Consider the following 26,908-nt stretch of genomic DNA (forward strand, 5'->3'; position numbering starts at 1 on the left):
AGCCGAGCAGACGCGGCCCATGGCGTCCAGGTCGTTCGTACAGTGGCGCGCTCCACCTGGACGCCATGAACCACGCCCGCTCCACGGTGTGTGGGCCGACGGCAGACGGGATGGGAGCTGGGGGGTGGTTGAGGAAGAACCGCAGGTGCGGGCGCAATCAGATGCCCGGTATCGCTTGACAATGCCATTTGAGATCCTCAAAACCTGTGAGGACCTGCTAGGACCTGCTAGGACCTGCGGGCTATAGTCTGGGTTATAGACCCGTGAGGTGTACTTTTCACTTCGACTTCGACAGTAGAAACGTCGAAGGGCGGGTCGCGAGCAGGCTCTACGCACAGGAGCCCGGCCCTGGGGCCTAGACCAGGACCGGGCTTGTGCATGGAGTTGTTGGAGCGGGTCCGGCCGAGTAAGCGACGGTCGGACCCGCTGCTTGTGCAGCCTGTCTGCCCATCGTCCGGCACACCACTTCAACTCACGGCGCTAGCGCGCCAGCTGCTCCACGCAGCCTGCGACAGCCGCAACAGCCGTCAGAACGGCGATCAAAATCCTCGCCCATCGCGGGTCGGGACCATGACCGGGATGCTCCTTCTGCTGTTCAGGCTCCCGCTTCTCCATCCCTACTCCTTACCTGAGTGGTTCCCCCCGGCGAGCCGGGTACCTCGACCGCACGTTCGGTGAGGCGCTGGATCGGTAAAGAGCAAGGCGGCCACAGCATACCCGCCGCGTCTGGCATTTGACGGTGTGCCAGTTGCAGCAATGGTGGGCGAGCCCACTGGCAATTCATTATTTCGTTCCGAGGTTTCCCTTCGTCGGAGCTCTAACATCCGAATCGGATGCCGTTTTTTGGTATCCGATTCGGACATCGTGTGGTCAGAGTACACTACGATCAGCCGTGGAACCGTGCCGAGGAGGAGAGCGAAACGTGACGGAGGTGGGCTCCGGGGCCCCTCAGGTCTTTGAGTGGGACCTTCAGCCTGGTCAGGTCATCGAGCGCAAGCTGCTTCACGCCAAGTACGGAGGGCGGACTCAGGGCGGCATCGGGCCATCGGCCAGGACGCCGAACGTGATGATCTTCACGGACCCGATCGCCGGGGAGAAGCACGGCTACTACGACGGTTGGATGCCTGACGGCCTTTTCCACTACAGCGGGGAGGGCCAGTACGGCGACCAACGGATGTTGTCGGGGAACGCCAGCATCCTTAACCACAAGGCCGAAGGGCGAGCGCTGCGGGTGTTTCAGGGCGCCCGCGGCAAGGTCACCTACCTCGGCGAGTTCGAGGCGGACGGCTGGTACGAAGCTGACGCCCCCGAGACAGGCGATGGTCCGCTGCGGAAAGTCATCGTCTTCAAGCTTCGTCCCGTTGATGCGCCGGCCCAGGAGCCAGGCACCAGGTTGGGGAGACTCCTGGCAAGCCAGGTTGGAACGGTCACGCAGGTTGACATTGAGCAGCACGAGACCGAGAAGTCGTTCGTGGATCCGAACCGCGAGCCGTATGAAGCGGAGCGGCGTGAGGGGAAGCTGGTCCTGCAGTTCAGCGACTTTCTACGGGCCAGGGGCTACCAGGTGAGTCGGCATCGCATCTTGCCCCCCGGTGAGAGCCGTCCCCTTCTAACTGACCTCTATGTCCCAGGACTGGGTCTCCTCATCGAGGCCAAAGGCAGTGTCACCAGGGAGAACGTGCGAATGGCCATCGGGCAGCTTGCTGACTACAGCCGCTTCTTGAACGTGGAGCACCGAGCGATCTTGGTGCCGAGCGAACCGAGGAAGGACCTAGTTGAGCTTGTCACCAGCCTAGGAGAGGCCTTCATCTGGCCGCAGGGTAAGAGCTTCCACTGCACCGAGCCGGAGCTGCTGCCATGATGCCGGCAATGGATCCGGCTGATCCCGTCCTGCTCTTTGACGAGGACGGCCGCATGTTCGTCGTGTACGACCCCGCCCTGGCCAACGATCTGATCGGATCAGTGGACGAGTTTTTCGAAGGCTACGACGGCCACGGTCGGCCGGTTCGGGCCTACGGCGAGCCCGGGCGAGTGGTGCTTGCTCTGGCCGACTCGGAGGCTAGGGAGCGTGATGTTCGTCGACGTGTCCAGCGCTACTACACGGTGTTCGCGGCACGGCACCCTACGCGCATTCCTCCCCAGGAGGCCGACCTCGTTGAGTTCATCCGTGCCGTGGCCGACGACTTGATCGAAGAGTAAGAGCGAGCTCATGCGTCCCCGCCGGCTGTCGAGGCTGACATCCACAGCTGACATCAACGTCGGCGGACAGGGGCAGACAGTGACGGCCCCCTGCGACTATGGTCACTGGCCGGTGAGCCTGGTCACCTGCGCAACCTTCACTGTTATGAGAATGGGATGATGTCGTTTATGAAGGGACGAGTCCTTGTCGTCGACGACGACACCGCACTGGCCGAGATGCTCGGCATTGTGTTGCGTGGTGAAGGTTTTGAGCCGTCTTTCGTAGCCGACGGCGACAAGGCGCTGGCCGCTTTCCGGGAGAGCAAGCCCGATCTGGTGCTGCTGGATCTGATGCTGCCCGGCCGGGACGGCATCGAGGTGTGCCGCCTGATCAGGGCGGAGTCCGGGGTGCCGATCGTGATGCTCACGGCGAAGAGCGACACCGTCGATGTGGTCGTGGGCCTGGAGTCGGGCGCGGACGACTACATCGTGAAGCCGTTCAAGCCGAAGGAGCTGGTCGCCCGGATCCGGGCCCGGCTGCGCAGGTCGGAGGAGCCGGCGCCGGAGCAGCTCGCCATAGGTGACCTGGTCATCGACGTGGCCGGGCACTCGGTGAAGCGGGACGGGCAGTCGATCGCGCTGACCCCGCTGGAGTTCGACCTGCTGGTCGCGCTCGCCCGTAAGCCGTGGCAGGTGTTCACGCGTGAGGTGCTCCTGGAGCAGGTCTGGGGCTACCGGCACGCGGCGGACACCCGTCTCGTCAACGTTCACGTCCAGCGGCTGCGCTCCAAGGTCGAGAAGGACCCGGAGCGGCCGGAGATCGTGGTGACCGTCCGTGGTGTCGGATACAAGGCCGGGCCGAGCTGACATGTCCGGGGACAGTGCCGCTTCGGCCCCCGGCCGGTCCGGGGACCGTCCGGGGCGGTCTGTCGGCGGCAAGAGGCCCGGTTCGCGCTGGGCGCAGCTCTTCGAGGGCGGGCTGCTGCAGGGCGGGGTCCAGGGCAGCCCGGTGCTGCGGCTGTTCATGCGCTGGGTGCGCAGGCCGCTGCTGCCGGTCATGCGGCTGTGGCGGCGCAACATCCAGCTCAAGGTCGTCGCCACGACCCTGCTGATGTCGCTGGGCGTCGTTCTGCTGCTCGGATTCGTCGTCATCGGGCAGGTGCGCAACGGCTTGCTCGACGCCAAGGTGAAGGCCTCGCAGAGCCAGGCCACCGGCGGTTTCGCGGTGGCCAAGCAGAAGGCCGACGAGGCCGCGACCGGCACCGGTGACACCGCCGCGTCGGCGGGCGGACGGCAGTCGCAGAACGTCATCCAGTGGATGAGCGACCTCGTCGAGTCCCTCTCCAGCGGCGGCCAGGGAGCCTTCGATGTGGTGACGCTGCCTGCGGGCGACAACAGCGGCGGCGGGCGCAGCCCGCGCGGCTCCGGCCATGTGGACCCGACGGCGAGCGTGCCGGAGGAGCTGCGCACGCGGATCAACGGCGGCGCGGTGGCCGCTCAGAGCTACACCCGCATCATCTACTGGGACAGCGACAAGCAGTCGCAGCCCGCCCTGGTCATCGGCAAGCAGGTCAACGACCCGAACGGCGACCCGTACCAGCTGTACTTCCTCTTCCCGCTCACCCAGGAAGAGAAGTCCCTCAGCCTGGTCAAGGGCACGCTGGCGACCGCAGGGCTCTTCGTGGTCGTACTCCTCGGAGCCATCGCCTGGCTCGTCGTGCGGCAGGTCGTCACGCCGGTGCGGATGGCGGCCGGGATCGCCGAGCGGTTGTCGGCGGGACGGCTGCAGGAGCGGATGAAGGTCACCGGCGAGGACGACATCGCGCGTCTTGGCGAGGCCTTCAACAAGATGGCGCAGAACCTCCAGCTGAAGATCCAGCAGCTGGAGGACCTGTCGCGGATGCAGCGCCGGTTCGTGTCCGATGTCTCGCACGAACTGCGGACGCCGCTGACGACCGTACGGATGGCCGCGGACGTCATCCACGAGGCCCGTGAGGACTTCGATCCGGTGACCGCACGGTCGGCGGAACTGCTTGCCGACCAGCTGGACCGGTTCGAGTCGCTGCTCGCCGACCTGCTGGAGATCAGCCGCTTCGACGCGGGCGCCGCTGCGCTGGAGGCCGAGCCGATAGACCTCAGGCAGGTCGTACGGCGGGTGGTCAGCGGGGCCGAGCCGCTCGCGGAGCGCAAGGGGACGCACATACGTGTGGTCGGCGACCAGCAGCCCGTGGTGGCCGAGGCGGACGCCCGGCGCGTGGAGCGGGTGCTGCGCAACCTCGTCGTCAACGCCGTGGAGCACGGTGAGGGCAAGGACGTCGTCGTGAAGCTGGCCGCGGCCGGCGGTGCGGTCGCGGTCGCGGTGCGCGACTACGGCGTCGGGCTCAAGCCCGGTGAGGCGACCCGGGTCTTCAGCCGCTTCTGGCGGGCGGACCCGGCACGCGCGCGTACCACCGGTGGTACGGGTCTGGGGCTGTCGATCGCCCTGGAGGACGCGCGGCTGCACGGCGGATGGCTGCAGGCGTGGGGCGAGCCGGGCGGCGGCTCGCAGTTCCGGCTGACGTTGCCGAGGACCGCCGACGAGCCACTGCGAGGCTCGCCGATACCGCTGGAGCCCAAGGATTCCCGGCGCAACCGGGGTCTCAGTGACGCCGCTCTGCCGCGCGGCGATGCGGACAAGCGGGCGACCGTCCCGGTGCAGCACGGCGGCGGTCAGACGTCGCCGCTCGCTCCGATAGCGCAGCGGCCGGCCACCGTGACCGCCACCGCCGACCCGACCGCGCTGCCCGGCAACGGCGCGCGCGTGGTGCCCCGGCCGACCGGCGGCGCACGGCACCTGGAGGGCACGCCCGAGACCGGCTTGGCGGGCGACGGGAGCGCCGCCACACCGGACGAGTCGAACAAGTCAGGGGAGGCATTTCGTGGGCGCTGACCGCGAGCGGAGCGCCCGGCGCACGTCGGTGCGCGCGGTGGTGTACGCCATCTGCGGAGCTGTAGTGCTGGGGGGCTGCGCCTCCATGCCGGACAGCGGCGACCTGCGGGATGTCGAGTCCACGCCGCGGCAGGACACACAGGTGCGGGTCTTCGCCATGCCGCCGCAGCAGGACGCCTCGGCCACCGCGATAGTCCAGGGCTTCCTGGAGGCTCTGACCAGCGACGATCCGCACTACGACACGGCCCGGAAGTACCTGACCACGGGCGCGGCGAAGACCTGGCAGCCGGACGCGCAGGCCATGGTGCTGGCGAACGGGCCGAGCATCCAGACCGACTCGCGGTCGGCCGGCCGGGAGGACCCGGACAGCATCACGTACATGCTCGGGGGCGGCGAGGTCGCCACCGTCGACGCGGAGCAGTCGTACACGCCCGCCGAGGGGCCGTACAGCCAGAAGGTGCATCTGACGAAGGACGCGAAGACCGGTCAGTGGCGGATCGACTCACTGCCGCAGGGTGTCGTGATAGGTAAGTCCGACTTCCAGCGCCGCTACACGTCCGTCGACAAGTACTACTTCGCGTCGGACACCTCGGACGAGACGAGCGGGCAGCCGGTGGCGGTCGCCGACCCCGTCTACGTACGCAGCCAGGTGGATGCCGTGACCCAGGTCGTGCGTTCGCTGCTCAACGGGCCCACCACCTGGCTCAGTCCGGTGGTCCGGTCGAGTTTCCCGACCGGTACGAAACTGAGGAAGGGCGTGTCCGGGCTGACGCCCGACGACCGGAACCGGCTCACCGTGCCGCTGAACATCAAGGCGTCCAAGGTCGGCTCGGGCAGGTGCACCGAGATGGCGACGCAGTTGATGTTCACGCTGCGGAATCTGACGACCACCGTGGACTCGGTAGCACTGGAGGGTGCCGGCGGCTCCCCGATGTGCGAGGTCAACGAGCAGCAGGCAGATACGACCGCTTGGCGCGCAACCACCAAGCGGCCCGGCTACCTGTACTACCTCGACGCCAAGCACCGGCTGGTGCGGATGCCGACCGGCAGCACCGGCACCACGGTCGTCGCGGTGTCCGGTGCGTTCGGTACGGGCACCAAGCCGCTTCGGTCGGTGGCGGTCGCCCGCGACGAGAGCACCGCGGCCGGCGTGAGCAGCGACGGCAAGGCGCTGTACGTCACCTCGATCGTGTCGGACAGTGAGCTCGGCGCCCCGGTGGTGTCCAGCCAGGGGGCGACCGCGGACGACCGGCTGACGAAGCCGAGCTGGGATGCCCGGGGCGACCTGTGGGTGGCCGACCGGAACCCCGACCGTCCGCAGCTGTATGTGCTGACGCATGGCTCGGGCCGGCCGCTGGCCGTGCAGATTCCCGAGCTGGACGGCCGTATCAAGGACGTGCGGGTCGCCGCCGACGGGGTGCGGATCGCGCTCGTCGTGGAGAAGGGCGGCAAGCAATCCCTGTTCATCGGGCGGATCGAGCGCACCAGGTCCGACGATCAGCAGGAGGTCTCGGTCCACGAACTGCGCGACGCCACCCCCGGCTCCGAGGAGGTCACCGCCATCTCCTGGGCGGGGGCCAGCCAGCTTGTGGTGGTCGGGCGTCAGAAGGGCGGAGTGCAGCAGACGCGGTACGTCCAGGTCGACGGCTCCACGCTGGACGAACAGGCGCCGGCGGCCCTCACGGGCGTTCTGGCGATCGCCGCGTCCGAGAACGACCGGGCGCCGCTGGTGGCCGACTCGCAGGACGACGGGATCATCCGGCTGCCGTCCGGGGCGGAGTGGCAGAAGGTGGTCAAGGACGGGTCGGCGCCGGTCTATCCGGGGTAGCGCTGGGGAGGCAATGCCGAAGCGGCCCGCCGGACGAACCGACGGACCGCTTCGGCACCGAGCCCGCTGTGGGGACCGGTTACTTCGCCCACCCGTAGGCTTCCCAGGAGGTGCACCCCTCGTAGCCGATGTCGTTGCTGAAGTCGCGTGTGCAGACCTTGATGAAGAAGTAGGCGCCACCGAGGTAGACGTGACACCCCACGTAGCCGTTGTTGGCGCCGTTGGAGTCCACGCAGTCGTCCTTGTCGAGGACGGTGCCGCTACTGGTCCGTGCCTGCCAGCGCGTCACCGCGCTCTGGCCGTCGGCCTTGATGTCACGGACGCCGGCGTTCATGGTGTCCTTGTCGATCGTGCCCTGAGCGGCATCGGTCGGGTTGGTGACCCACACCGGGGAGGCCTGGGCCTGAGTGGGCATGAGCATGACAATCGCACCGGCTGTGCCTGCGAGTGTCGCGGCGATGCGTCCCTTCATCGGGATTCCCCCTGATCTGCCTGTCGGCATCGTGTCTGTTGGCGTCATGTATTGGTCGTGTACATGTTCAAGCTTTCTGTAAATTACCGACGCGGTCGGTCCTGTCGCAAGCGATTTTGTCGATCTTCCCCCGAGGGTGCGCCGCGGCGGCGGGAACGCATCGGCGCCGGTTATCCACAGGGGTGGCCGACCGGCTGAGCCGTTGGCACAGTGGTGGTCATGCGGGGGTGGTGGCAGGAACTGACCGACCTGGTGCTACCGGCCGAGTGCGGAGGCTGTGGAATGCCTCGCACGGTCCTCTGTGCCGAGTGCCGTGCCGCCCTGACCGGGGCCGTGCCGCGCCGGGTGCGACCGGTGCCGGAGCCGCCCGGGCTGCCGGCGGTGCATGCGGCGGCGCCCTACGCGGACGAGGTGCGGGCGGCTCTCCTCGCCCACAAGGAACGGGGCGCACTGGCGCTCGCCGGGGCCCTGGGCGCGGCTCTGGCGGGAGCGGTGCGGATCGGGCTCCGGGAGGACCCGACCGCGCGGATCGTCGCCCCGCGGGGCGATACGCCGGGTGGTGCCCGTGCGACCGGGCCGGTGCTTCTGGTCCCGGTGCCCTCCGCGCCGTGGGCCGTGCGGGCGCGCGGACACGATCCGGTGCGCCGGATCGCTCTCGCGGCGGCCACGGAGCTGCGGCGCACCGGGGCTCCGGCCCGGGTGGCCCCGGTACTGCGGCAGCGGCGGGTCGTGGCCGACCAGTCGGGGCTCAACTCGCGGCAGCGGCTGGCGAACATCGACGGTGCGCTGGCGGTGACGGCGGGCGGTGCCCGGCTGCTCGCGGGCGGCCCCGTCGTCCTCGTCGACGACCTCGTCACGACCGGCGCCACCCTCGCGGAGGCGGCGCGTGCGGTACGGGAGGCGACGGCGCCCACGGGGGCAGGAGAGGAGACAACGGCCGTGTATCGGCGCGCGGCTTGGGAAGGTAGGGAGGAACGGATCGCCGGACCGAGGGAAGAGCGGGCGAAGTGGACACGGGACGCACCGGGAATGGCCGAGGGGAACGCCCCCACGTGGCCGATCCGCGCGGCTGTGGTCGCGGCCGCACCGGATTCTTTCGAAATGAACCGGAACTGACTGTGAGCGCTCATCGTTGCAGGTAGTGACCGGGCCAATTCACCTGAATGGAGGTACGCATCAGTAGAGGGTGACGACATCCGTCCGGGCGAGATATGTTCGGTTGTGAGGGAGAAAGCCGCAGGCCATGCCTCCCGTATCCGAATGCCGTGCCGCGGGTTTTCCGTAATCATCGCGGTGCTGGGGTGCACATCTTGCCCATGGGGGAGGAGGAGGTGAAGTCGCCGAGTCCGAGGCTCCGGGGTTCACCGGAGTCGGGTGCAAAAAGGGAGATGCTCCGCCAGTGGAGCGGAGCGCTCCGGGAACGGAGTTCTGCGTGGACATCGTCGTCAAGGGCCGCAAGACCGAGGTGCCCGAGCGGTTCCGCAAGCACGTGGCCGAGAAGCTGAAGCTGGAGAAGATCCAGAAGCTCGACGGCAAGGTGATCAGCCTCGACGTCGAGGTGTCCAAGGAGCCCAACCCCCGACAGGCCGACCGTTGCGACCGAGTGGAGATCACGCTCCGCTCCCGCGGTCCGGTGATCCGGGCGGAGGCAGCGGCCAGCGACCCGTACGCGGCACTCGACCTGGCGGCGGAGAAGCTGGACGCGCGGCTGCGCAAGCAGCACGACAAGCGGTTCTCGCGCCGCGGCGCACAGCGGATCTCGGCCGCCGAGGTCCCCGACCACGTCCCGGACGCGGCGACGCTCAACGGGAACGGCAGCCCCGTCCATGAGGAAGAGCCCGACGGTGTGCCCACCAAGAAGATGGGCTCCCTGGAGGTGAAGGGCGAAGGCCCCCTCGTCGTCCGCGAGAAGACCCACGTCGCCTCCCCGATGAGCCTCGACCAGGCCCTCTACGAGATGGAACTGGTCGGACACGACTTCTACCTGTTCGTCGACTCCGAGACCAAGGAGCCGAGCGTCGTCTACCGGCGGCACGCGTACGACTACGGCGTCATCCACCTCAGCACGGACCCGATGGTGGCCCAGGCGCAACCCCCGGCGGCGGGAGGCACACTGGGCGGCTGAGCCGCCCGCCCGGCAGCAGGACCTGTGCCCCTGGAAGCGTGTGTGCGCCCCCGGGGGCACCGGTGCGCGACCACTTCGCGCCCCGCTCCGGCACCGCGTTGTCACCCGGGCATGGAATCATGGCCGCAACGGCCCAACCGATGGGCCGCTGCCTTGGGTTGGCGATGGCACAGCACCACAGGCCACAGCCTTCAGGGGGAGGAACGATGGCGGACAGCTTCGGACCGATGCAGGACGACGCCGACGGCGGCGTCGTCGGCCTGGGCCCGGACGTGGGAGACACCTCGCGCAAGGAACCGATCAGAGTCCTTGTCGTGGACGACCACGCCCTTTTCCGCCGCGGCCTGGAGATCGTGCTCGCCGCCGAGGAGGACATCCAGGTCGTAGGGGAGGCGGGCGACGGCGCCGAGGCCGTCGACAAGGCCGCCGACCTGCTGCCGGACATCGTGCTGATGGATGTCCGGATGCCCAAACGCGGCGGTATCGAGGCCTGCACCTCCATCAAGGAGGTCGCACCCAGCGCGAAGATCATCATGCTGACGATCAGCGACGAAGAGGCCGATCTCTACGACGCGATCAAGGCGGGCGCGACCGGATATCTCCTCAAGGAGATCTCGACCGACGAGGTGGCCACCGCCATTCGCGCGGTGGCCGACGGGCAGTCGCAGATCAGCCCGTCCATGGCGTCGAAACTCCTCACCGAGTTCAAGTCGATGATCCAGCGCACCGACGAGCGCCGGCTGGTGCCGGCGCCACGGCTCACCGACCGTGAACTCGAAGTGCTCAAACTCGTCGCCACGGGCATGAACAACCGCGATATCGCGAAAGAGTTGTTCATCTCCGAGAACACCGTGAAGAACCATGTGCGCAACATCCTGGAGAAGCTGCAGCTGCACTCCAGGATGGAGGCGGTGGTCTACGCGATGCGGGAGAAGATCCTGGAGATCCGCTGAGGCCGCAGACGCCGGTCAGCGCAGCGCGGTCGCCAGCGCGCGGGTGACTTCCCGGACGAGCGGCTCGCGCAGTTCCGGGGCGTCCACCCGCTCCACCCGTACCGTCGTGCAGTTCACCCAGCTCGCCGCCTCGACGAGCGCCTCCGCCACCGCCGGAACCGCCTTCGGGCCGTCCAGCGAGACCTGGCGGGCCACCAGGACGTCGCCCCGCTCACGCGCCGGGTCCACCCGGCCCACCAGGCGGCCGCCGGCCAGCACCGGCATCGCGTAGTAGCCGTACACCCGCTTCGGCTTCGGGACGTACGCCTCCAGGCGGTGGGTGAAGCCGAAGATCCGCTCGGTGCGCGCCCGGTCCCAGATCAGGGAGTCGAAGGGGGAGAGCAGGGTCGTACGGTGCCGGCCGCGCGGAGGTGTGGCCAGGGCCGCCGGGTCCGCCCAGGCGGGCTTGGACCAGCCCTCCACCTCCACCGGGACCAGGCCCGAGTCGGCGATCACCGCGTCGACCTGTTCGCCCTTGAGCCGGTGGTAGTCGGCGATGTCCGCGCGCGTGCCGACGCCCAGCGACTGACCGGCCAGCCGGACCAGGCGGCGCAGGCACTCGGTGTCGTCCAGATCGTCGTGCAGCAGCGTGTCCGGGACCGCGCGCTCGGCGAGGTCGTACACCCGCTTCCAGCCGCGCCGCTGGACGCACACCACCTCGCCGTACATCAGCGCGCGCTCCACGGCGACCTTGGTGCCGGACCAGTCCCACCACTCGCTGGTCTTCTTCGCGCCGCCCAACTCCGTGGCGGTCAGCGGACCTTCGGTGCGCAGCTGCTTGATGACCTGGTCGTAGGCGCCGTCGGGGAGTTCGTGGCTCCAGTGCGGGCGGTCGCGGTAGGCGCGGCGGCGGAAGGCGAAGTGCGGCCACTCCTCGATGGGCAGGATGCAGGCCGCGTGCGACCAGTACTCGAACGCGTGCGTGTCCGTCCAGTAGGCGGTCTCGACCGTCTTGCGGCCGACGGCGCCCAGGCGGGCGTACGGGATGAGTTCGTGGGAGCGGGCGAGGACCGAGATGGTGTCGAGCTGGACCGCGCCGAGGTGGCGGAGCACGCCCCGGACGCCCGAGCGGCGGTCGGGGGCGCCGAGGAAACCCTGTGCCCTCAGGGCGATACGACGGGCTTCGTCCGCCGAGAGGGCGGCGGTGGGGCGCGGGAAGGTCGTCATGGCCCGGACGATAGAGGGTGGCACTGACAGTCGGTTGCGACCTGGGCATTCACCCCTGCGACGGGGTCGGCAGATAGGGCGCGGCCGAGGGCAGGCCCAGGTCCGACGGGAGCAGGGAGCCCACCCAGCAGTCGCGTCGCACGCCCTTGTTGTTGAGCGCGGAGCGGAGGGTGCCCTCGACGGTGAAACCGGCGCGTTCCGCGACCGCGCGGGAGCCCTGGTTGCCGACCTCGGCACGCCACTCGACCCGGTCGATCGCCAGCCGCGTGAACCCCCAGCGGGCGGCCGTGAGGGTGGCCTCGGTGGTGTAGCCGCGGCCGCGGTGCTCCTTGGCGGTCCAGAAACCCACCTCGGCCACGCCGAGGGAGCGCATGGTCAGGGCGAGCATCCCGGCCAGCTCCCCCGTGGGCACGAAGACGCCGAAGGTGAACATCGAACCCTCGGACCAGCCGTCGGGGACCATCTGCTCCGTGAAGCTCCGGGCGTGTTCCGGGAGGTAGGGCGAGGGAATCGTCGTCCAGCGCTGGATGTCGGGGTCCTGGACGGCCGTGTACACCGCTTCGGTGTCCTGCGGGCCGACCGTGCGCAGGAGCAGACGGGGCGTGGTGAGCGTGACGGGTTCCATCGGCCGATTCTGCGCGGCCCGGCGCCCGGGACGCCATCCCTTTCGCGTTCCGTGACCGGGTGATCACGTTTCGCGCAATTCCTCGCCGGGACGCGGCACTATCCGCGTGCCCGGGCCGTTGTCCTTTATGAAACGGCAAAACCTGGCGACACCACCCGGCACAACCGAATACCCACCCGGAAGAGTCACACGAAGGGGGCTCGCGGAGCCCTCGGGAAAGCGGCGGACGGCCGTCGGGCCGCCAGGCCTCCCGGCGCGGCCGGGTCCTCGCATACGATGGCCGTTGCTCAGTACGTCCAATGGAAACCGACCGTCCCAGGCCCGACCGGCAAGGAGACAAACCCCCGTGTCCGTCCTCTCGAAGATCATGCGTGCAGGCGAAGGCAAGATCCTGCGCAAGCTGCACCGCATCGCGGACCAGGTCAACTCCATCGAAGAGGACTTCGTCGACCTCTCCGACGCCGAGCTGCGTGCCCTCACCGATGAGTACAAGCAGCGCTACGCCGACGGAGAGAGCCTCGACGACCTGCTCCCCGAGGCGTTCGCCACCGTCCGCGAGGCCGCCAAGCGCGCCCTCGGCCAGCGTCACTACGACGTGCAGATCATGGGTGGCGCGGCCCTGCACCTCGGCTATGTGGCCGAGATGAAGACCGGTGAGGGCAAGACCCTCGTCGGCACCCTGCCCGCGTACCTCAACGCACTGTCGGGCAAGGGCGTCCACCTCATCACGGTCAACGACTACCTGGCCGAGCGCGACTCCGAGATGATGGGCCGCGTCCACAAGTTCCTGGGCCTGAGCGTCGGCTGCATCCTCGCCAACATGTCGCCGGCCCAGCGCCGCGAGCAGTACGCGGCGGACATCACGTACGGCACGAACAACGAGTTCGGCTTCGACTACCTGCGCGACAACATGGCGTGGGCGCAGGACGAGCTGGTCCAGCGCGGCCACAACTTCGCGATCGTCGACGAGGTCGACTCCATCCTGGTCGACGAGGCCCGTACGCCGCTGATCATCTCCGGCCCGGCCGACCAGGCCACCAAGTGGTACGGCGACTTCGCCAAGCTGGTCCTGCGCCTGAAGAGGGGCGAGGCCGGCAACCCGCTCAAGGGCGTCGAGGAGACCGGCGACTACGAGGTCGACGAGAAGAAGCGCACGGTCGCGATCCACGAGTCCGGTGTCTCCAAGGTCGAGGACTGGCTGGGCATCGACAACCTCTACGAGTCGGTGAACACGCCTCTGGTGGGCTACCTGAACAACGCCATCAAGGCGAAGGAGCTCTTCAAGAAGGACAAGGACTACGTCGTCATGGACGGCGAGGTCATGATCGTCGACGAGCACACCGGCCGTATCCTCGCCGGCCGCCGCTACAACGAGGGCATGCACCAGGCGATCGAGGCGAAGGAAGGGGTGGACATCAAGGACGAGAACCAGACCCTCGCCACGATCACCCTGCAGAACTTCTTCCGCCTCTACAAGCGCCACGACCACAGCGACAAGGAACAGCCCGGCCTGTCCGGCATGACCGGTACGGCCATGACCGAGGCCGCCGAGTTCCACCAGATCTACAAGCTCGGCGTGGTCCCGATCCCGACGAACCGGCCGATGGTCCGCAAGGACCAGTCCGACCTGATCTACCGCACCGAGGTCGCCAAGTTCGAGGCGGTCGTCGACGACATCGCGGAGAAGCACGAGAAGGGCCAGCCGATCCTCGTCGGCACGACCTCCGTCGAGAAGTCGGAGTACCTCTCGCAGCAGCTCTCCAAGCGCGGCATCCAGCACGAGGTGCTCAACGCCAAGCACCACGAGCGGGAGGCGTCGATCGTCGCGCAGGCCGGCCGCAAGGGTGCCGTGACGGTGGCCACCAACATGGCCGGCCGTGGTACGGACATCAAGCTCGGCGGCAACCCGGACGACCTCGCCGAGGCGGAGCTGCGCCAGCGCGGCCTCGACCCCGAGGAGCACATCGAGGAGTGGGCGCAGGCCCTGCCCTCCGCCCTGGAGAAGGCCGAGCGGGCGGTGAAGGCCGAGTTCGAAGAGGTCAAGGATCTCGGCGGCCTCTACGTCCTCGGCACCGAGCGGCACGAGTCGCGCCGGATCGACAACCAGCTGCGCGGTCGTTCCGGCCGTCAGGGCGACCCGGGTGAGTCCCGCTTCTACCTCTCCCTCGGCGACGACCTGATGCGCCTGTTCAAGGCCCAGATGGTCGAGCGCGTGATGTCGATGGCCAACGTGCCGGACGACGTGCCGATCGAGAACAAGATGGTCACCCGCGCGATCGCGTCCGCGCAGTCGCAGGTCGAGCAGCAGAACTTCGAAACGCGTAAGAACGTTCTGAAGTACGACGAGGTGCTCAACCGCCAGCGTGAGGTCATCTACGGCGAGCGCCGGCGCGTCCTGGAGGGCGAGGACCTGCAGGAGCAGATCCAGCACTTCATGGACGACACGATCGACGCGTACATCGGCGCCGAGACCGCCGAGGGCTTCCCCGAGGACTGGGACCTCGACCGCCTGTGGGGCGCCTTCAAGCAGCTCTACCCGGTCAAGGTGACCATCGACGAGCTGGAGGAGGCGGCCGGCGACCGGGCCGGTCTGACCGCCGAGTACATCTCCGAGTCCATCAAGGACGACATCCACGAGCAGTACGCGTCGCGGGAGACGCAGCTCGGCTCCGAGATCATGCGTGAGCTGGAGCGCCGGGTCGTGCTCTCGGTCCTCGACCGCAAGTGGCGCGAGCACCTCTACGAGATGGACTACCTCCAGGAGGGCATCGGCCTGCGCGCGATGGCCCAGAAGGACCCGCTGGTCGAGTACCAGCGCGAGGGCTTCGACATGTTCACCGCGATGATGGACGGCATCAAGGAGGAGTCCGTCGGCTACCTGTTCAACCTGGAGGTCCAGGTCGAGCAGCAGGTCGAGGAGGTCCCGGTCGAGGACGCCGAGGCGGTCGCGGAGGGCGTCCAGGACTCGGTGCCGGCCCAGGCGGGCTCGCGTCCCGAGATCCGGGCGAAGGGCCTGGAGGCGCCGCAGCGGCGGGGCATGCACTTCTCGGCGGCCACCGTGGACGGCGAGGGCGGCATCGTCGAGGGCGAGTTCGACTACGACGACGAGGAGCCGGCCCGCTCCGAGGCGGACGGCCTCACCCGCGCGGAGCGCCGCAAGCAGGCGAAGGGCAGCCGCCGCCGCCGGAAGTAACGGCACCGACAGCGCCCACCAGGGCCGGCCACCCCGAGAGGGGGGCCGGCCCTTCGGTTTGTGGCCGGGGTTCGGTGGGCCTTGGGTTTGTGACCGGGGTTCGGTGGGTCTTCTGCTTGAGGCCGGGGTGTGGGCCTGCGGCTCGTAGCCGGGGGCGGTGGGCTTCGCCGTGACCGGGGTTTGGCGGGCCTTCGGCTTGGGGGGGGCGAGGTTCGGTGGCTTTCGGTTGATGCCCGGGTGTTCGGCGGCCTTTGGCTCGTGGCGGGGGTGCGGTGAGCTTTCGGTTTGTGCCTGGGGGCCTGAGGCGTTGGCTGCCCCTGCGTGGGCCCGGTCTCACGCCCTGGGACGCTGGCTGCCCCTGTCGTGGGCTCAGCCCTACCGCCTGGGGTGTTCGCCCCCGTCGTGGCCCAGCCCTCGGGGAAGGGGCCTCGCAGCCCCGGCTTGCCCGCCAGTACGTCGGTTCTCCGGGGCGCGGTTCTCGGGTTAGTCGCCGTGCGGTGTGCGGGGGCCGCCCAGTTCCACTGCTGTGCAGCGCCAGCGCAGGTCGGGGCCCTGTTCCAGGCGGAAGGCCATGGCGCGCAGCCGGTCGCCCGCGGCGATGCGGGCGAAGACCTCCAGGGCGCCGGTGCGGGGGACGTAGTAGCCGATGTCGCGGACGACGGGATCGGTGCCGCGGGTGCGCAGGGGGCCGCGTTCGGCGAGGCGGGCCAGGTCGTCGTAGGCGGGTCCCGCCGTGTGCCGGAGCATCCAGTGGACGGGGCGGCGGCCGCTGAGGACGGCCAGCAGACGCTCCGCGAAGAGATCGGTGGGGCGCGGGCTCGGCGGGGCCGCCGGAGGCGTCAGCGGCCTGCGGGAGGAGGGCACGCCGGGACGGCGGGAGTCGCGGCGGCCGGGCGGGCGGGTGCCCGGGCGGAGCTGGGCGGTCCTGGTCATGACCTTGTTCATGGGGATCCCCGTTCGGCGGGCCCGGCGGGTACCGGGCGGTAACTTGCGGTTGGGGATCTTGTACGGGGGCCGGGACGGCGGCAGCAAGGCGGTGGCGGCCCGTGTCGGGAGCCCGGGAGGGTTCACCTATCCGAGTGATCGGGGGTGCGGGAAACCCTCTGGGCGGGCGGCGGCACCGGGTGAATCACCGGGCGCCGGGTGGACGCCCCCGGCGTCACCGCCCGGGACTCGAAAGGGGACGCCCGCACGTATCCTGAAGGCCCTCCGGGAGGCGCTACGGCCTTCGGGAGACGCAGAGTCGAAGAGTCCGGAAGAGAGCGGCCACCCATGCGCGTCTACGTCCCCCTGACCCTCCCCGGGCTCGCCGAGGCGCACAAGACGGGCGAGCTGGGGACCGGTCCGTTCGCCGCCTACGCCGTCACGCCCGCGCTGCGCGAGTGGTACCTCTCCGACGACATCGAGGAACTGGAGTACGCCGCGCTGAACCGGGCCGCGCTCGCCTCGCTGCGGCTGCTGGCCGCCGACCCGGGCGCGATGCGTCGCCGGGTCGTGGTCGCCGTGGACGTCCCCGACGGCACGGCGGCGGCCGACCCGGACCGCGGGCTCGACCCGGCGGCGCTGGGCGAGGTGCGGGTGGCCGGGACGGTGGCGCTGGCCAAGGCGGCCGCGGTGCACGTCGACTCCGACGACGCGGAGGCGGACGTGGCCGCGGCGGCCGGAGCGCTTGTGGCGGCGGACGGCGGGGACGACGACGCGCAGTTCGTCGTGGACGGGGCCGAGGACCACGAGCTGCTCTGGTACGCGACGCAGGAGATCCCGAACCTGGTGGGACTGGGCGGCTGAGCGGGGTCCACGGGGCCCAGCCGGACGCCTGTGACCTGCGGTGATGTGTCAGCGGTCTTGATTGTCAGTGGCGGCGGGTAGCGTTTTTGGCATGGGGAAGCACGAAAGCGCACACATCGTCTGGGACTGGAACGGGACGCTGTTCCACGACAACGACGCGATCATCGGGGCGACGAACGCGGCCTCGGCCGAGCTGGGCCTGGAGCCGATCACGCTGGAGCAGTACCGGGCGCTGTACTGCGTGCCGGTGCCGAAGTTCTACGAGCGGCTGATGGGGCGGCTGCCGACCGACGCCGAGTGGGAGGTCATGGACGTGATCTTCCACAGGTACTACGCCGAGCACCGGGGGCTGTGCGGGCTGACCGACGGAGCCGCCGAACTGCTGACGGAGTGGATCGCGGCGGGGCGCAGCCAGTCGCTGCTGAGCATGTACACGCATGACGAACTCGTACCGCTGGTGCGGGGATTCGGCATCGAGCCGCACTTCATACGGGTCGAGGGGCGGGTCGGGCCGTCCGGGGGCAGCAAGGCCGAGCACATGGTGCGGCATCTGCGGTCACTCGAGGACGTGCGGCCCGGGCGGACCGTGGTGATCGGGGACGCGGCGGACGACGCGGTGGCTGCGCAGGCTGTGGGGGCGAAGGCGGTGCTGTACACCGGGGGGTCGCACGGCAGGGCGAGCCTGGAAGAGGTCGGAGTGCCGGTCGTGGACTCACTGGCGGAGGCGGTCGAGGAGGCGGAGCGGCTGGTGGCGTGAGTGGTGGAGGGGCGGGGGGTGGCGGGCGAGCGCCGCGTCGCTGTGCAGAACGTCAAAGTTCCACCCCCTGTTTTGTACACATACGGCTCATGACGGCTCCCGGGTGAGGAGCGATAGCCTTGGTGGCGTGATCAGCGCGATAGTTCGCGGGGGCCTCGGTGCCCCTGCCCTGCGCCCGGTGAGCACGGAACACCTCCGTGACCGGGCGGCGGTCGCTGGTCTTCGCGGGCGGAGGGCACCCAGGACTGCCCTGGTAGCGGCGTCGCCGAGAGCGACGTCACACCCTCGGGGCATGTCGAGAATGGCCGAATACCCCCCGCTCGTCTCACCCTGCGGCATAGCGTCGGAGAAGACCGGAGACCCCGGCCGTGGCGTCGAGCCGCAGGGGGAAGAGCCCGTACTTCCTTCTACGTCACGCAATGGCGCGCGACAGGAGCCAGAGGACAATGCAGACCAAGCTGGACGAAGCCAAGGCCGAGCTGCTCGAACGGGCCGCCCGGGTAGCTGAGAACAGCCCGGCAGGGGGGCACCTACCGACTGGGACGACGGGGACGGCGGACCAGGAGTCCGTGTTCACGTTCCTTCAGCGCTACTACCTGCACACCGCGCCAGAGGACCTCGCCGACCGCGATCCGGTCGACGTCTTCGGCGCAGCCGTCTCGCACTTCCGTCTCGCCGAGACCCGCCCGCAGGGCACCGCGAACGTCCGCGTTCACACCCCGACGGTCGAGGAGAACGGGTGGACCTGCAGCCACACCGTGGTCGAGGTCGTCACCGACGACATGCCCTTCCTCGTCGACTCGGTCACCAATGAGCTGACCCGGCAGGGACGCGGCATCCACGTCGTCATCCACCCCCAGTTCGTCGTCCGCCGCGACCTCACCGGCAAGCTCATCGAGATGCTGCCCGCCCCTGCGGCCGGCGAGGAACTGCCGCACGACGCGCACATCGAGTCCTGGATCCACGTCGAGACCGACCGCGAGACCGACCGCGCCGACCTCAAGCAGATCACCGTCGACCTGCTGCGGGTGCTGTCCGACGTCCGCGAGGCCGTCGAGGACTGGGAGAAGATGCGGGAGGCGGCGGTCCGTATCGCCGAGGACCTCGGCGTCGAGCCGGTCCCCGGCGACCTGCCCCGCCCCGAGGTCGAGGAGGCCCGGGAGCTGCTGCGCTGGCTGGCCGCCGACCACTTCACCTTCCTCGGCTTCCGCGAGTACCAGCTGCGCGAGGACGACTCGCTGGGCGCCGTGCCCGGCACCGGCCTCGGCATCCTGCGTTCCGACCCGCCGCACGCAGGCGAGGAGGGCCACCCGGTCAGCCCCTCCTTCGAGCGGCTCCCGGCCGACGCGCGCGCCAAGGCCCGTGAGCACAAGCTCCTCGTCCTGACCAAGGCGAACAGCCGGGCGACCGTGCACCGGCCGTCGTACCTGGACTACATCGGGGTCAAGAAGTTCGACGCGGACGGCAACGTCGTCGGTGAGCGCCGCTTCCTGGGCCTGTTCTCGTCCGCCGCGTACACCGAGTCGGTGCGCCGGGTGCCCGTCATCCGCCGCAAGGTCGACGCGGTGCTCGACCGGGCCGGCTTCTCGCCCAACAGCCACGACGGCCGCGACCTGCTCCAGATCATGGAGACCTTCCCGCGCGACGAGCTGTTCCAGACCCCGGTCCCGGAGCTGGAGTCGATCGTCACGAGCGTCCTCTACCTCCAGGAACGCCGACGGCTCCGCCTCTACCTGCGCCAGGACGAGTACGGCCGCTACTACTCGGCCCTCGTCTACCTCCCCCGCGACCGCTACACCACCGGTGTCCGGCTGCGGATCATCGACATCCTGAAGGAGGAACTCGGCGGCACCAACGTCGACTTCACGGCCTGGAACACCGAGTCGATCCTCTCCCGGCTGCACTTCGTCGTCCGGGTCCCGCAGGGCACCGAGCTGCCCGAGCTGTCCGACGCCGACAAGGACCGCATCGAGGCCCGCCTGGTCGAGGCGGCCCGCTCCTGGGCCGACAGCTTCGTCGAGGCGCTCAACGCCGAGTGCGGTGAGGAGCGCGCGGCCGAGCTGCAGCGCCGCTACACCAACTCCTTCCCCGAGGGCTACAAGGCCGACCACACCCCGCGTGCGGCGGTCGCCGACCTGGTCCACCTGGAGCGGCTCACCGAGGAGCCGGGCAACGACTTCGCGCTCAGCCTCTACGAGCCGGTGGGCGCCGCCCCCGACGAGCGCCGCTTCAAGATCTACCGCAAGGGCGCGGCGATCTCCCTGTCGGCGGTGCTGCCGGTCCTCAACCGGCTGGGCGTCGAGGTGATCGACGAGCGGCCGTACGAGCTGCGCTGCTCGGACCGGACGACCGCGTGGATCTACGACTTCGGTATGCGGATGCCGAAGACGGCGGGCGGCGGCAACGGCGACTACCTGGGCGACGACGGCCGTGAGCGGTTCCAGGACGCCTTCGCCGCGACCTGGACCGGCCTCGCGGAGAACGACGGCTTCAACGCGCTGGTGCTGAGCGCCGGGCTGAGCTGGCGGCAGGCGATGGTGCTGCGGGCGTACGCCAAGTACCTGCGGCAGGCCGGCTCCACGTTCAGCCAGGACTACATGGAGACCACTCTCCGCCACAACGTCCACACCACCCGGCTGCTCGTCTCCCTCTTCGAGGCGCGGATGTCGCCGGACCGGCAGAAGGCCGGCCTGGAGATCACCGACGCCCTCCACGAGGAGCTGGACGCGGCGCTCGACCAGGTGGCGAGTCTCGACGAGGACCGCATCCTGCGCTCCTTCCTGACCGTCATCAAGGCGACGCTGCGGACCAACTTCTTCCAGGAGACGGTCGAGGGCACCCCGCACACGTACGTCTCCATGAAGTTCGACCCGCAGGCCATCCCGGACCTCCCGGCGCCCCGTCCGGCGTTCGAGATCTGGGTGTACTCGCCGCGGGTCGAGGGTGTGCACCTGCGCTTCGGCAAGGTCGCGCGCGGCGGTCTGCGCTGGTCCGACCGGCGTGAGGACTTCCGGACCGAGATCCTCGGCCTGGTCAAGGCGCAGATGGTCAAGAACACCGTCATCGTGCCGGTCGGCGCCAAGGGCGGGTTCGTCGCCAAGCAGCTGCCGGACCCGTCGAAGGACCGGGACGCGTGGCTGGCCGAGGGCATCGCCAGCTACAAGACGTTCATCTCGGCGCTGCTCGACATCACCGACAACATGGTGGCCGGCGAGGTCGTGCCCCCGCAGGACGTGGTCCGGCACGACGAGGACGACACCTACCTGGTGGTCGCGGCCGACAAGGGCACGGCGACGTTCTCCGACATCGCCAACGGGGTCGCGGAGTCGTACAACTTCTGGCTCGGCGACGCCTTCGCCTCCGGCGGCTCCGCGGGCTACGACCACAAGGGCATGGGCATCACCGCGCGCGGCGCCTGGGAGTCCGTGAAGCGGCACTTCCGGGAGCTGGGCACCGACACCCAGACCGAGGACTTCACGGTCGTCGGCATCGGTGACATGTCCGGTGACGTGTTCGGCAACGGCATGCTGCTCAGCGAGCACATCCGCCTGGTCGCCGCCTTCGATCACCGGCACATCTTCATCGACCCCACCCCGGACGCGGCCACCGGCTACGCCGAGCGCCGCCGCCTGTTCGACCTGCCCCGCTCCAGCTGGGGCGACTACAACACCGACCTGCTCTCGGCGGGCGGCGGGATCTTCCCGCGCAGCGCCAAGGCCATCCCGGTCAACGGACACATCCGCGAGGCCCTCGGCATCGAGGAGAAGGTCGCCAAGCTGACGCCGGCCGAGCTGATGAAGGCGATCCTCAAGGCGCAGGTCGACCTGTTGTGGAACGGCGGCATCGGCACCTACGTCAAGGCGTCGACCGAGTCGAACGCGGACGTCGGCGACAAGGCCAACGACGCCATCCGCGTCGACGGCGCCGACCTGCGCGTCAAGGTCGTCGGCGAGGGCGGCAACCTGGGCCTGACCCAGCTCGGCCGGATCGAGTTCGCCCGCCAGGGCGGCAAGATCAACACCGATGCCATCGACAACAGCGCCGGCGTGGACACCTCCGACCACGAGGTGAACATCAAGATCCTGCTCAACGGCGTGGTCGCGGACGGCGACATGACCGTCAAGCAGCGCAACAAGCTGCTCGCCGAGATGACCGACGAGGTCGGCTCGCTGGTGCTGCGCAACAACTACGCGCAGAACGTGGCGATCGCCAACGCGCTGGCCCAGTCCAAGGACATGCTCCACGCCCAGCAGCGGTTCATCCGCCACCTGGTCAGGGAGGGCCACCTCGACCGGGCGCTGGAGTTCCTGCCCACCGACCGGCAGATCCGCGAGCGCCTCGGCTCCGGCCAGGGCCTGACCGGGCCGGAGACGGCCGTCTTGATGGCGTACACGAAGATCACGGTCGCCGACGAGCTGCTGGCGACCTCGCTGCCGGACGACCCGTATCTGAGCAGCCTGCTGCACGCCTACTTCCCGACGGCCCTGCGCGAGCGGTTCGCCGCCGCGCTCGCCACCCACCCGCTGCGCCGCGAGATCACCACCACGGTTTTGGTCAACGACACGGTCAACACCGGTGGCACGACGTATCTGCACCGGCTGCGCGAGGAGACCGGGGCCTCCCTGGAGGAGATCGTCCGGGCGCAGACCGCGGCGCGTGCGATCTTCCGCTCCGCCCCGGTGTGGGACGCGGTCGAGGAGCTGGACAACAAGGTCGACGCGGCCGTCCAGACCCGGATCCGGCTGCACTCCCGCCGTCTGGTGGAGCGCGGCACCCGCTGGCTGCTCAACAACCGGCCGCAGCCGCTGGAGCTGCTCGACACCGTCGACTTCTTCTCCGAGCGGGTCGAACAGGTCTGGCAGCAGCTGCCCAAGCTGCTGCGCGGCGCGGACCTGGAGTGGTACCAGCACGTGTACGACGAGCTGTCCGCGGCCGGTGTCCCGGACGAGGCGGCGGCCCGGGTGGCCGGCTTCTCCTCGGCGTTCCCGGCGCTGGACATCGTCTCGGTGGCCGACCGCACGGGCAAGGAGCCGCTGGATGTCGCCGAGGTCTACTACGACCTGGCCGACCGCCTCGGCGTGACCCAGCTGATGGACCGCATCATCGAACTCCCGCGCGCCGACCGCTGGCAGTCGATGGCCCGCGCCTCCATCCGCGAGGACCTGTACGCGGCCCACGCGATGCTCACCGCGGACGTGCTCGCCGCGGGCAACGGCACCTCGACGCCGGAGCAGCGCTACCAGGCCTGGGAGCAGAAGAACGCCGCCATCCTGGGCCGGGCCCGGTCCACGCTGGAGGAGATCCGCAGCTCGGACTCCTTCGACCTGGCCAACCTGTCGGTGGCCATGCGGACGATGCGGACGCTGCTGCGCACGCACTCGTAGCCGTCGTTGTAGTCGTAGTCGTAGTCGTACGACACGAAAGGCGCCCCGGGCCGGTGACGGCTCGGGGCGCCTTTCGTTCTCGGCTTCGTTCTCGGCGGTGATGGTCCGCGCCGACGTGGGTGTGCCGGACGGACACGAGCCGCGCCGTGTGGGGACGGCGCGGCTCGGGGTCGGGCATGCTTCAGGAGGGCTGGGCGACCTTCGAGGCATCGGAGGCATCCGCCTGCTTCGGCGGCGCGGCCTTCGGCTTGGGCTTGGGCTTCGGTTTGGGCTTCGCCTTGTCGCCGGTGAAGGCCTCGTACTCCTGGAGGACCTCCTCGGTCGGCCCGTCCATGCGCAGCTCGCCGCGCTCCAGCCACAGCACCCGCTCGCAGGTGTCGCGGATGGACTTGTTGCTGTGGCTGACCAGGAACACCGTGCCCGCGTGCTGGCGCAGCTCGCGGATGCGCTCCTCGGACCGGATCCGGAACTTCGCGTCACCGGTGGCCAGCGCCTCGTCGATGAGCAGGACGTCGTGGTCCTTGGCGGCGGCGATGGAGAACCGCAACCGGGCGCCCATGCCGGAGGAGTAGGTGCGCATCGGGAGGGTGATGAAGTCGCCCTTCTCGTTGATGCCGGAGAAGTCGACGATGTCCTGGTAGCGCTCCTTGATCTCCTCGCGGGACATGCCCATGGCGAGCCCGCCGAGGTAGACGTTCTTCTCGCCGGTCAGGTCGCCCATGAGGGCCGCGTTGACGCCGAGGAGGGAGGGCTGGCCGTCGGTGTAGATGGCGCCGCTCTCCACGGGCAGCAGACCGGCGACCGCCTTGAGGAGGGTGGACTTGCCGGAGCCGTTGGTGCCGATGAGACCGATCGCCTCGCCCTTGTAGGCGACGAAGGAGACGCTCTTGACGGCGTGCACCTTGCGGACGCCGGCCGCCTTCTCGACCTTCTTGCCGCGCAGCATGCGGTTGAGGGCGGCGGTGGCGGAGCCGCGGCCGGCGCCGGTGCCGTTGACCCGGTAGACGATGTCGACGCGGTCGGCGACGACGGTGGGGATGCGGGTGTCGCTCACGAGGGGGGTGTCGCTCCCGATGTGGGTGTCGCTCACGTTCTCAGCCACGGCCGTACGTCTCCTCAGCCTTCCAGAAGTAGATGAAGCCGCCGACGCCGACGACCAGGGCCCAGCCGGTCGCGATGATCCACACATGCGCCGGCAGCTGGCTGGCGTGGAAGCTGTCGATCAGGGAGAAGCGCATCAGGTCGATGTAGACGGCGGACGGGTTGGCCTTGAGCACCGGGGCCACCCAGCTGGGCAGGTCCTTGTGCTGGCCGGTCAGCTTGTCGATGCTCCACATGACGCCGGAGATGTACATCCAGGTGCGCAGCACGAACGGCATCAGCTGGGCGATGTCGGGGGTCTTGGCGCCCCAGCGGGCCATGATCAGCGACATGCCGGTGTTGAAGGTGAACTGCAGGATCAGCGCCGGGATGGCCAGCAGCCAGGACGCGGCCACCGGAACGCCGAAGCAGAGCAGGATCACGACCAGGGCGGCCATCGAGAACAGCAGCTGCTGGAGCTGCTGGAGGCAGAAGGAGATCGGGAGTGCGGCGCGCGGGAAGTGCAGGGCGCGGACGAGACCGAGGTTGCCGGCGATCGCGCGGGTGCCGGTCATGATCGAGCTGGACGTGAACGTCCAGATGAACACGCCCGTGACCAGGAACGGGATGTAGTCCGGCACGTTCCGCTTGGTGTCGAGCAGGACACCGAAGATGAAGTAGTACACCGTGGCGTTCAGCAGCGGGGTCATCACCTGCCAGACCTGGCCGAGCTTCGCCTGCGCGTACTGCGCGGTGAGCTTGGCGGTGGCGAACGCGGTGATGAAGTGCCGCCGCGCCCACAGCTGCCGGACGTACGCCGGCAGGGAGGGACGGGCGCCGCTGACCGAGAGTCCGTGCCGGGCGGCGAGCGCCGCGAGGTCGTCCTCGGCCGTGACCGGGGTCGGGGGCGGTGTGTGGAGAACCTGGGTCACATCCGCTGCTTTCACTCGGGGGGTGGGGGTGCGGCGTCCGGCTGGGCACCGGTCCCGACATCCGATGTTTCCTTACGCTTCTCTTCGCGTTTTCTTACGTCGGGACGGGACCGTATCGTCGCAACGGGAGCGTAGGCCGAGTTGGCGTCGGAACGCAACCGTTTCGTCGTCACGGACTGGTGTGCGCCGTAACACTTCCGAGGTCGGGGTGCGACCGATTCGTTGTGGAGGACGAGTCGGGCTCGTGTTCGGTACGGCGGTGAGCTGGGAGTCGTTCAGTGTGGCTCTGTTGCGACGATCGGGTGGTGGGCCTCGTCGGGACGCAACCGTTTCGTCGTTACGCCCCTATGCTGGGAGGCATGACGACGAACGCCGAGGAGTCCCAGACGCGTCCGCGCCGACGAGCCCCCGCCGGGGCGGCCGTCCTCCGCGAGGACGTGACCGAGGCCATCCGGGCCGCCGTCTTCGAGGAACTCGCGGCGGTCGGGTACGCCCGTATGTCCATCGAGGGCATCGCGCGCCGCGCGGGCGTCGGCAAGACCGCCGTCTACCGCCGCTGGCGCTCCAAGCTGCACCTCGTCCTCGACGTCGTCTCGGCCCTCGCGGTGCTGGGCCTGCCGGTGCCCGACACCGGCTCCCTGGAGGGCGACCTGCGGCTCCTGTACGAGGTCACGTCCCGTGCGCTGCGCCACCCGGTCGCCTCGCAGATCATCCCGGACCTCCAGGCCGAGGCGGCCCGCAACCCGGAGATCGCCGAGGCCATGCAGAAGACCCTGCGCGAGGGTCAGGACGGCGTCGCCAGCAAGATCATCGAGGCGGCCCAGCGGCGCGGTGAACTCGCCGCGAACCTCGACGACGACCTGGCCATGGACCTGATCTCCGGCCCGCTCTACTGGCGTTCGGTGGTGATCCGCACCCCGAAGCTGCCGAAGGGGTACCTGGCGGCCCTGGCCCGCGGCACCACGGAGGCGCTCAAGGCGCTGTGAACCACTCCGCCGGGGATGTCACAGGCAGGGCCGCCGTCTCGTCGTAGAGGGCGCAGGCATCCTCGACCAAGGAGTGGACGATGAACCTCGCCCTGTGGATCGCCGCCGGACTGCTCGCCGCGGTGGCCCTGACCGGTGGGATCAGCAAGACGTTCGTACCCCGGGAGAAGCTGGCCGCGGCCCACGGCGGGGGCTGGACCGGAGACGCGGGCGACGGCTTCGTCAAGACGCTCGGCGTGCTGGAGCTCCTGGCCGCGGCGGGCCTGGTCCTGCCCGCGGTCGTCGGTGTCGCACCGGTACTGGTGCCCGTGACGGCCGCCGCCTGGGTCCTGCTGATGACCGGTGCGATGATCACCCACGGCCGGCGCGGCGAGAGCGCGTTCGTGGCGCTGAACCTCGTCTACCTCCTGCTCGCGCTGGTCGTCGCGGCGGGCCGGTTCGGCCCCGCGTCCTTCTGACCGGCCGGTTCGTG

The 26,908-nt window shown here is 69.4% G+C and carries 20 protein-coding genes; 14 read left to right on the forward strand and 6 right to left on the reverse strand.

Features of this window, described 5'->3' with window-relative positions; genetic code table 11:
- Positions 1-922 precede the first annotated feature (922 nt).
- From ACFWXC_RS28660 to ACFWXC_RS28680, 5 genes are all read left to right on the forward strand, one after another.
- Positions 923-1,861, forward strand: coding sequence for a restriction endonuclease (locus tag ACFWXC_RS28660; protein WP_384483177.1), 939 nt, complete (start codon positions 923-925; stop codon positions 1,859-1,861).
- An 8-nt stretch (positions 1,862-1,869) separates the two neighbouring features.
- A complete protein-coding gene (locus ACFWXC_RS28665) occupies positions 1,870-2,199 on the forward strand; it encodes a hypothetical protein (RefSeq protein WP_384483178.1) in 330 nt (109 codons plus the stop codon).
- Between the two features lie 156 nt (positions 2,200-2,355).
- A complete protein-coding gene (gene mtrA / locus ACFWXC_RS28670) occupies positions 2,356-3,045 on the forward strand; it encodes a two-component system response regulator MtrA (protein ID WP_187284748.1) in 690 nt (229 codons plus the stop codon).
- A 1-nt stretch (position 3,046) separates the two neighbouring features.
- The gene (gene mtrB / locus ACFWXC_RS28675) at positions 3,047-5,107 is read left to right on the forward strand and encodes an MtrAB system histidine kinase MtrB (protein WP_384483179.1); all 2,061 of its coding nucleotides are present in this window, start codon (positions 3,047-3,049) and stop codon (positions 5,105-5,107) included.
- Positions 5,097-6,935, forward strand: a complete 1,839-nt coding sequence (locus tag ACFWXC_RS28680) for an LpqB family beta-propeller domain-containing protein (protein ID WP_384483180.1) — start codon at positions 5,097-5,099, stop codon at positions 6,933-6,935. The genes mtrB and ACFWXC_RS28680 overlap by 11 nt, the downstream gene beginning before the upstream one ends.
- Positions 6,936-7,014: 79 nt before the next feature.
- Here ACFWXC_RS28680 and ACFWXC_RS28685 read toward each other — a convergent pair whose 3' ends face one another.
- Positions 7,015-7,350, reverse strand: a complete 336-nt coding sequence (locus tag ACFWXC_RS28685; protein ID WP_384483181.1) for a hypothetical protein — start codon at positions 7,348-7,350, stop codon at positions 7,015-7,017.
- Positions 7,351-7,626: 276 nt separating this feature from the next.
- Here ACFWXC_RS28685 and ACFWXC_RS28690 point away from each other — a divergent pair, with 276 nt between their 5' ends.
- The 3 genes from ACFWXC_RS28690 (at position 7,627) to ACFWXC_RS28700 (ending at position 10,485) form a co-directional block, all read left to right on the forward strand.
- Positions 7,627-8,523: a ComF family protein gene (locus ACFWXC_RS28690; RefSeq protein ID WP_384483182.1), complete on the forward strand. Its 897-nt coding sequence runs from the start codon at positions 7,627-7,629 to the stop codon at positions 8,521-8,523.
- A 316-nt stretch (positions 8,524-8,839) separates the two neighbouring features.
- Positions 8,840-9,532, forward strand: coding sequence for a ribosome hibernation-promoting factor, HPF/YfiA family (gene hpf / locus ACFWXC_RS28695; RefSeq protein ID WP_384483183.1), 693 nt, complete (start codon positions 8,840-8,842; stop codon positions 9,530-9,532).
- Between the two features lie 206 nt (positions 9,533-9,738).
- Positions 9,739-10,485: a response regulator gene (locus tag ACFWXC_RS28700; protein WP_384483184.1), complete on the forward strand. Its 747-nt coding sequence runs from the start codon at positions 9,739-9,741 to the stop codon at positions 10,483-10,485.
- Positions 10,486-10,500: 15 nt separating this feature from the next.
- On the opposite strand, the gene ACFWXC_RS28705 is transcribed toward ACFWXC_RS28700, so the two are convergent.
- Positions 10,501-11,691: a winged helix-turn-helix domain-containing protein gene (locus ACFWXC_RS28705; RefSeq protein ID WP_384483185.1), complete on the reverse strand. Its 1,191-nt coding sequence runs from the start codon at positions 11,689-11,691 to the stop codon at positions 10,501-10,503.
- Positions 11,692-11,740: 49 nt separating this feature from the next.
- Entirely contained in the window at positions 11,741-12,316 is a 576-nt protein-coding gene (locus ACFWXC_RS28710; RefSeq protein WP_384483186.1) for a GNAT family N-acetyltransferase, read from the reverse strand.
- Positions 12,317-12,662: 346 nt separating this feature from the next.
- Here ACFWXC_RS28710 and secA point away from each other — a divergent pair, with 346 nt between their 5' ends.
- Positions 12,663-15,509, forward strand: a complete 2,847-nt coding sequence (gene secA, locus ACFWXC_RS28715) for a preprotein translocase subunit SecA (protein WP_384483187.1) — start codon at positions 12,663-12,665, stop codon at positions 15,507-15,509.
- A 483-nt stretch (positions 15,510-15,992) separates the two neighbouring features.
- Here the strand turns inward: secA and ACFWXC_RS28720 are convergent, their stop codons facing one another.
- Positions 15,993-16,454: an Rv3235 family protein gene (locus tag ACFWXC_RS28720; RefSeq protein ID WP_384483188.1), complete on the reverse strand. Its 462-nt coding sequence runs from the start codon at positions 16,452-16,454 to the stop codon at positions 15,993-15,995.
- A gap of 327 nt (positions 16,455-16,781) precedes the next feature.
- On the opposite strand from ACFWXC_RS28720, the gene ACFWXC_RS28725 reads away from it, so the two are divergent.
- From ACFWXC_RS28725 to ACFWXC_RS28735, 3 genes are all read left to right on the forward strand, one after another.
- Positions 16,782-17,297 carry a DUF6912 family protein gene (locus ACFWXC_RS28725; protein WP_384483189.1) on the forward strand — a complete coding sequence of 172 codons (516 nt, stop codon included), beginning with the start codon at positions 16,782-16,784 and terminating at the stop codon, positions 17,295-17,297.
- A gap of 91 nt (positions 17,298-17,388) precedes the next feature.
- On the forward strand, positions 17,389-18,054 hold the full coding sequence (locus ACFWXC_RS28730) for an HAD family hydrolase (protein ID WP_384483190.1): 666 nt from the start codon (positions 17,389-17,391) through the stop codon (positions 18,052-18,054).
- Between the two features lie 446 nt (positions 18,055-18,500).
- Positions 18,501-23,438, forward strand: coding sequence for an NAD-glutamate dehydrogenase (locus tag ACFWXC_RS28735; RefSeq protein WP_384483191.1), 4,938 nt, complete (start codon positions 18,501-18,503; stop codon positions 23,436-23,438).
- Positions 23,439-23,619: 181 nt separating this feature from the next.
- On the opposite strand, the gene ACFWXC_RS28740 is transcribed toward ACFWXC_RS28735, so the two are convergent.
- A complete protein-coding gene (locus tag ACFWXC_RS28740) occupies positions 23,620-24,540 on the reverse strand; it encodes an ABC transporter ATP-binding protein (protein ID WP_384483192.1) in 921 nt (306 codons plus the stop codon).
- Complete coding sequence (locus ACFWXC_RS28745; protein WP_384483193.1) at positions 24,533-25,450, reverse strand: ABC transporter permease; 918 nt, start codon at positions 25,448-25,450, stop codon at positions 24,533-24,535. Before ACFWXC_RS28745 ends, ACFWXC_RS28740 begins: the two co-directional genes overlap by 8 nt.
- A gap of 359 nt (positions 25,451-25,809) precedes the next feature.
- On the opposite strand from ACFWXC_RS28745, the gene ACFWXC_RS28750 reads away from it, so the two are divergent.
- Positions 25,810-26,436 carry a TetR/AcrR family transcriptional regulator gene (locus ACFWXC_RS28750; RefSeq protein WP_351701481.1) on the forward strand — a complete coding sequence of 209 codons (627 nt, stop codon included), beginning with the start codon at positions 25,810-25,812 and terminating at the stop codon, positions 26,434-26,436.
- Positions 26,437-26,516: 80 nt separating this feature from the next.
- Positions 26,517-26,894, forward strand: a complete 378-nt coding sequence (locus ACFWXC_RS28755) for a DoxX family protein (RefSeq protein WP_384483194.1) — start codon at positions 26,517-26,519, stop codon at positions 26,892-26,894.
- Positions 26,895-26,908 lie beyond the last annotated feature (14 nt).

Source organism: Streptomyces sp. NPDC058683 (genome assembly GCF_042716195.1).
In the GTDB taxonomy this organism is placed as follows: Bacteria; Actinomycetota; Actinomycetes; order Streptomycetales; family Streptomycetaceae; genus Streptomyces.

Excerpts from the sequence above, each read along its gene's own strand:
- ACFWXC_RS28665 (WP_384483178.1), top strand. The coding sequence starts at position 1,870 with ATGGATCCGGCTGATCCCGTCCTGCTCTTTGACGAGGACGGCCGCATG.
- mtrA (WP_187284748.1), top strand. The coding sequence starts at position 2,356 with ATGATGTCGTTTATGAAGGGACGAGTCCTTGTCGTCGACGACGACACC.
- mtrB (WP_384483179.1), top strand. The coding sequence starts at position 3,047 with ATGTCCGGGGACAGTGCCGCTTCGGCCCCCGGCCGGTCCGGGGACCGT.
- ACFWXC_RS28685 (WP_384483181.1), bottom strand. The coding sequence starts at position 7,350 with ATGCCCACTCAGGCCCAGGCCTCCCCGGTGTGGGTCACCAACCCGACC.
- ACFWXC_RS28690 (WP_384483182.1), top strand. The coding sequence starts at position 7,627 with ATGCGGGGGTGGTGGCAGGAACTGACCGACCTGGTGCTACCGGCCGAG.
- ACFWXC_RS28700 (WP_384483184.1), top strand. The coding sequence starts at position 9,739 with ATGGCGGACAGCTTCGGACCGATGCAGGACGACGCCGACGGCGGCGTC.
- ACFWXC_RS28705 (WP_384483185.1), bottom strand. The coding sequence starts at position 11,691 with ATGACGACCTTCCCGCGCCCCACCGCCGCCCTCTCGGCGGACGAAGCC.
- ACFWXC_RS28710 (WP_384483186.1), bottom strand. The coding sequence starts at position 12,316 with ATGGAACCCGTCACGCTCACCACGCCCCGTCTGCTCCTGCGCACGGTC.
- ACFWXC_RS28720 (WP_384483188.1), bottom strand. The coding sequence starts at position 16,454 with ATGAACAAGGTCATGACCAGGACCGCCCAGCTCCGCCCGGGCACCCGC.
- ACFWXC_RS28725 (WP_384483189.1), top strand. The coding sequence starts at position 16,782 with ATGCGCGTCTACGTCCCCCTGACCCTCCCCGGGCTCGCCGAGGCGCAC.
- ACFWXC_RS28730 (WP_384483190.1), top strand. The coding sequence starts at position 17,389 with ATGGGGAAGCACGAAAGCGCACACATCGTCTGGGACTGGAACGGGACG.
- ACFWXC_RS28735 (WP_384483191.1), top strand. The coding sequence starts at position 18,501 with ATGCAGACCAAGCTGGACGAAGCCAAGGCCGAGCTGCTCGAACGGGCC.
- ACFWXC_RS28750 (WP_351701481.1), top strand. The coding sequence starts at position 25,810 with ATGACGACGAACGCCGAGGAGTCCCAGACGCGTCCGCGCCGACGAGCC.
- ACFWXC_RS28755 (WP_384483194.1), top strand. The coding sequence starts at position 26,517 with ATGAACCTCGCCCTGTGGATCGCCGCCGGACTGCTCGCCGCGGTGGCC.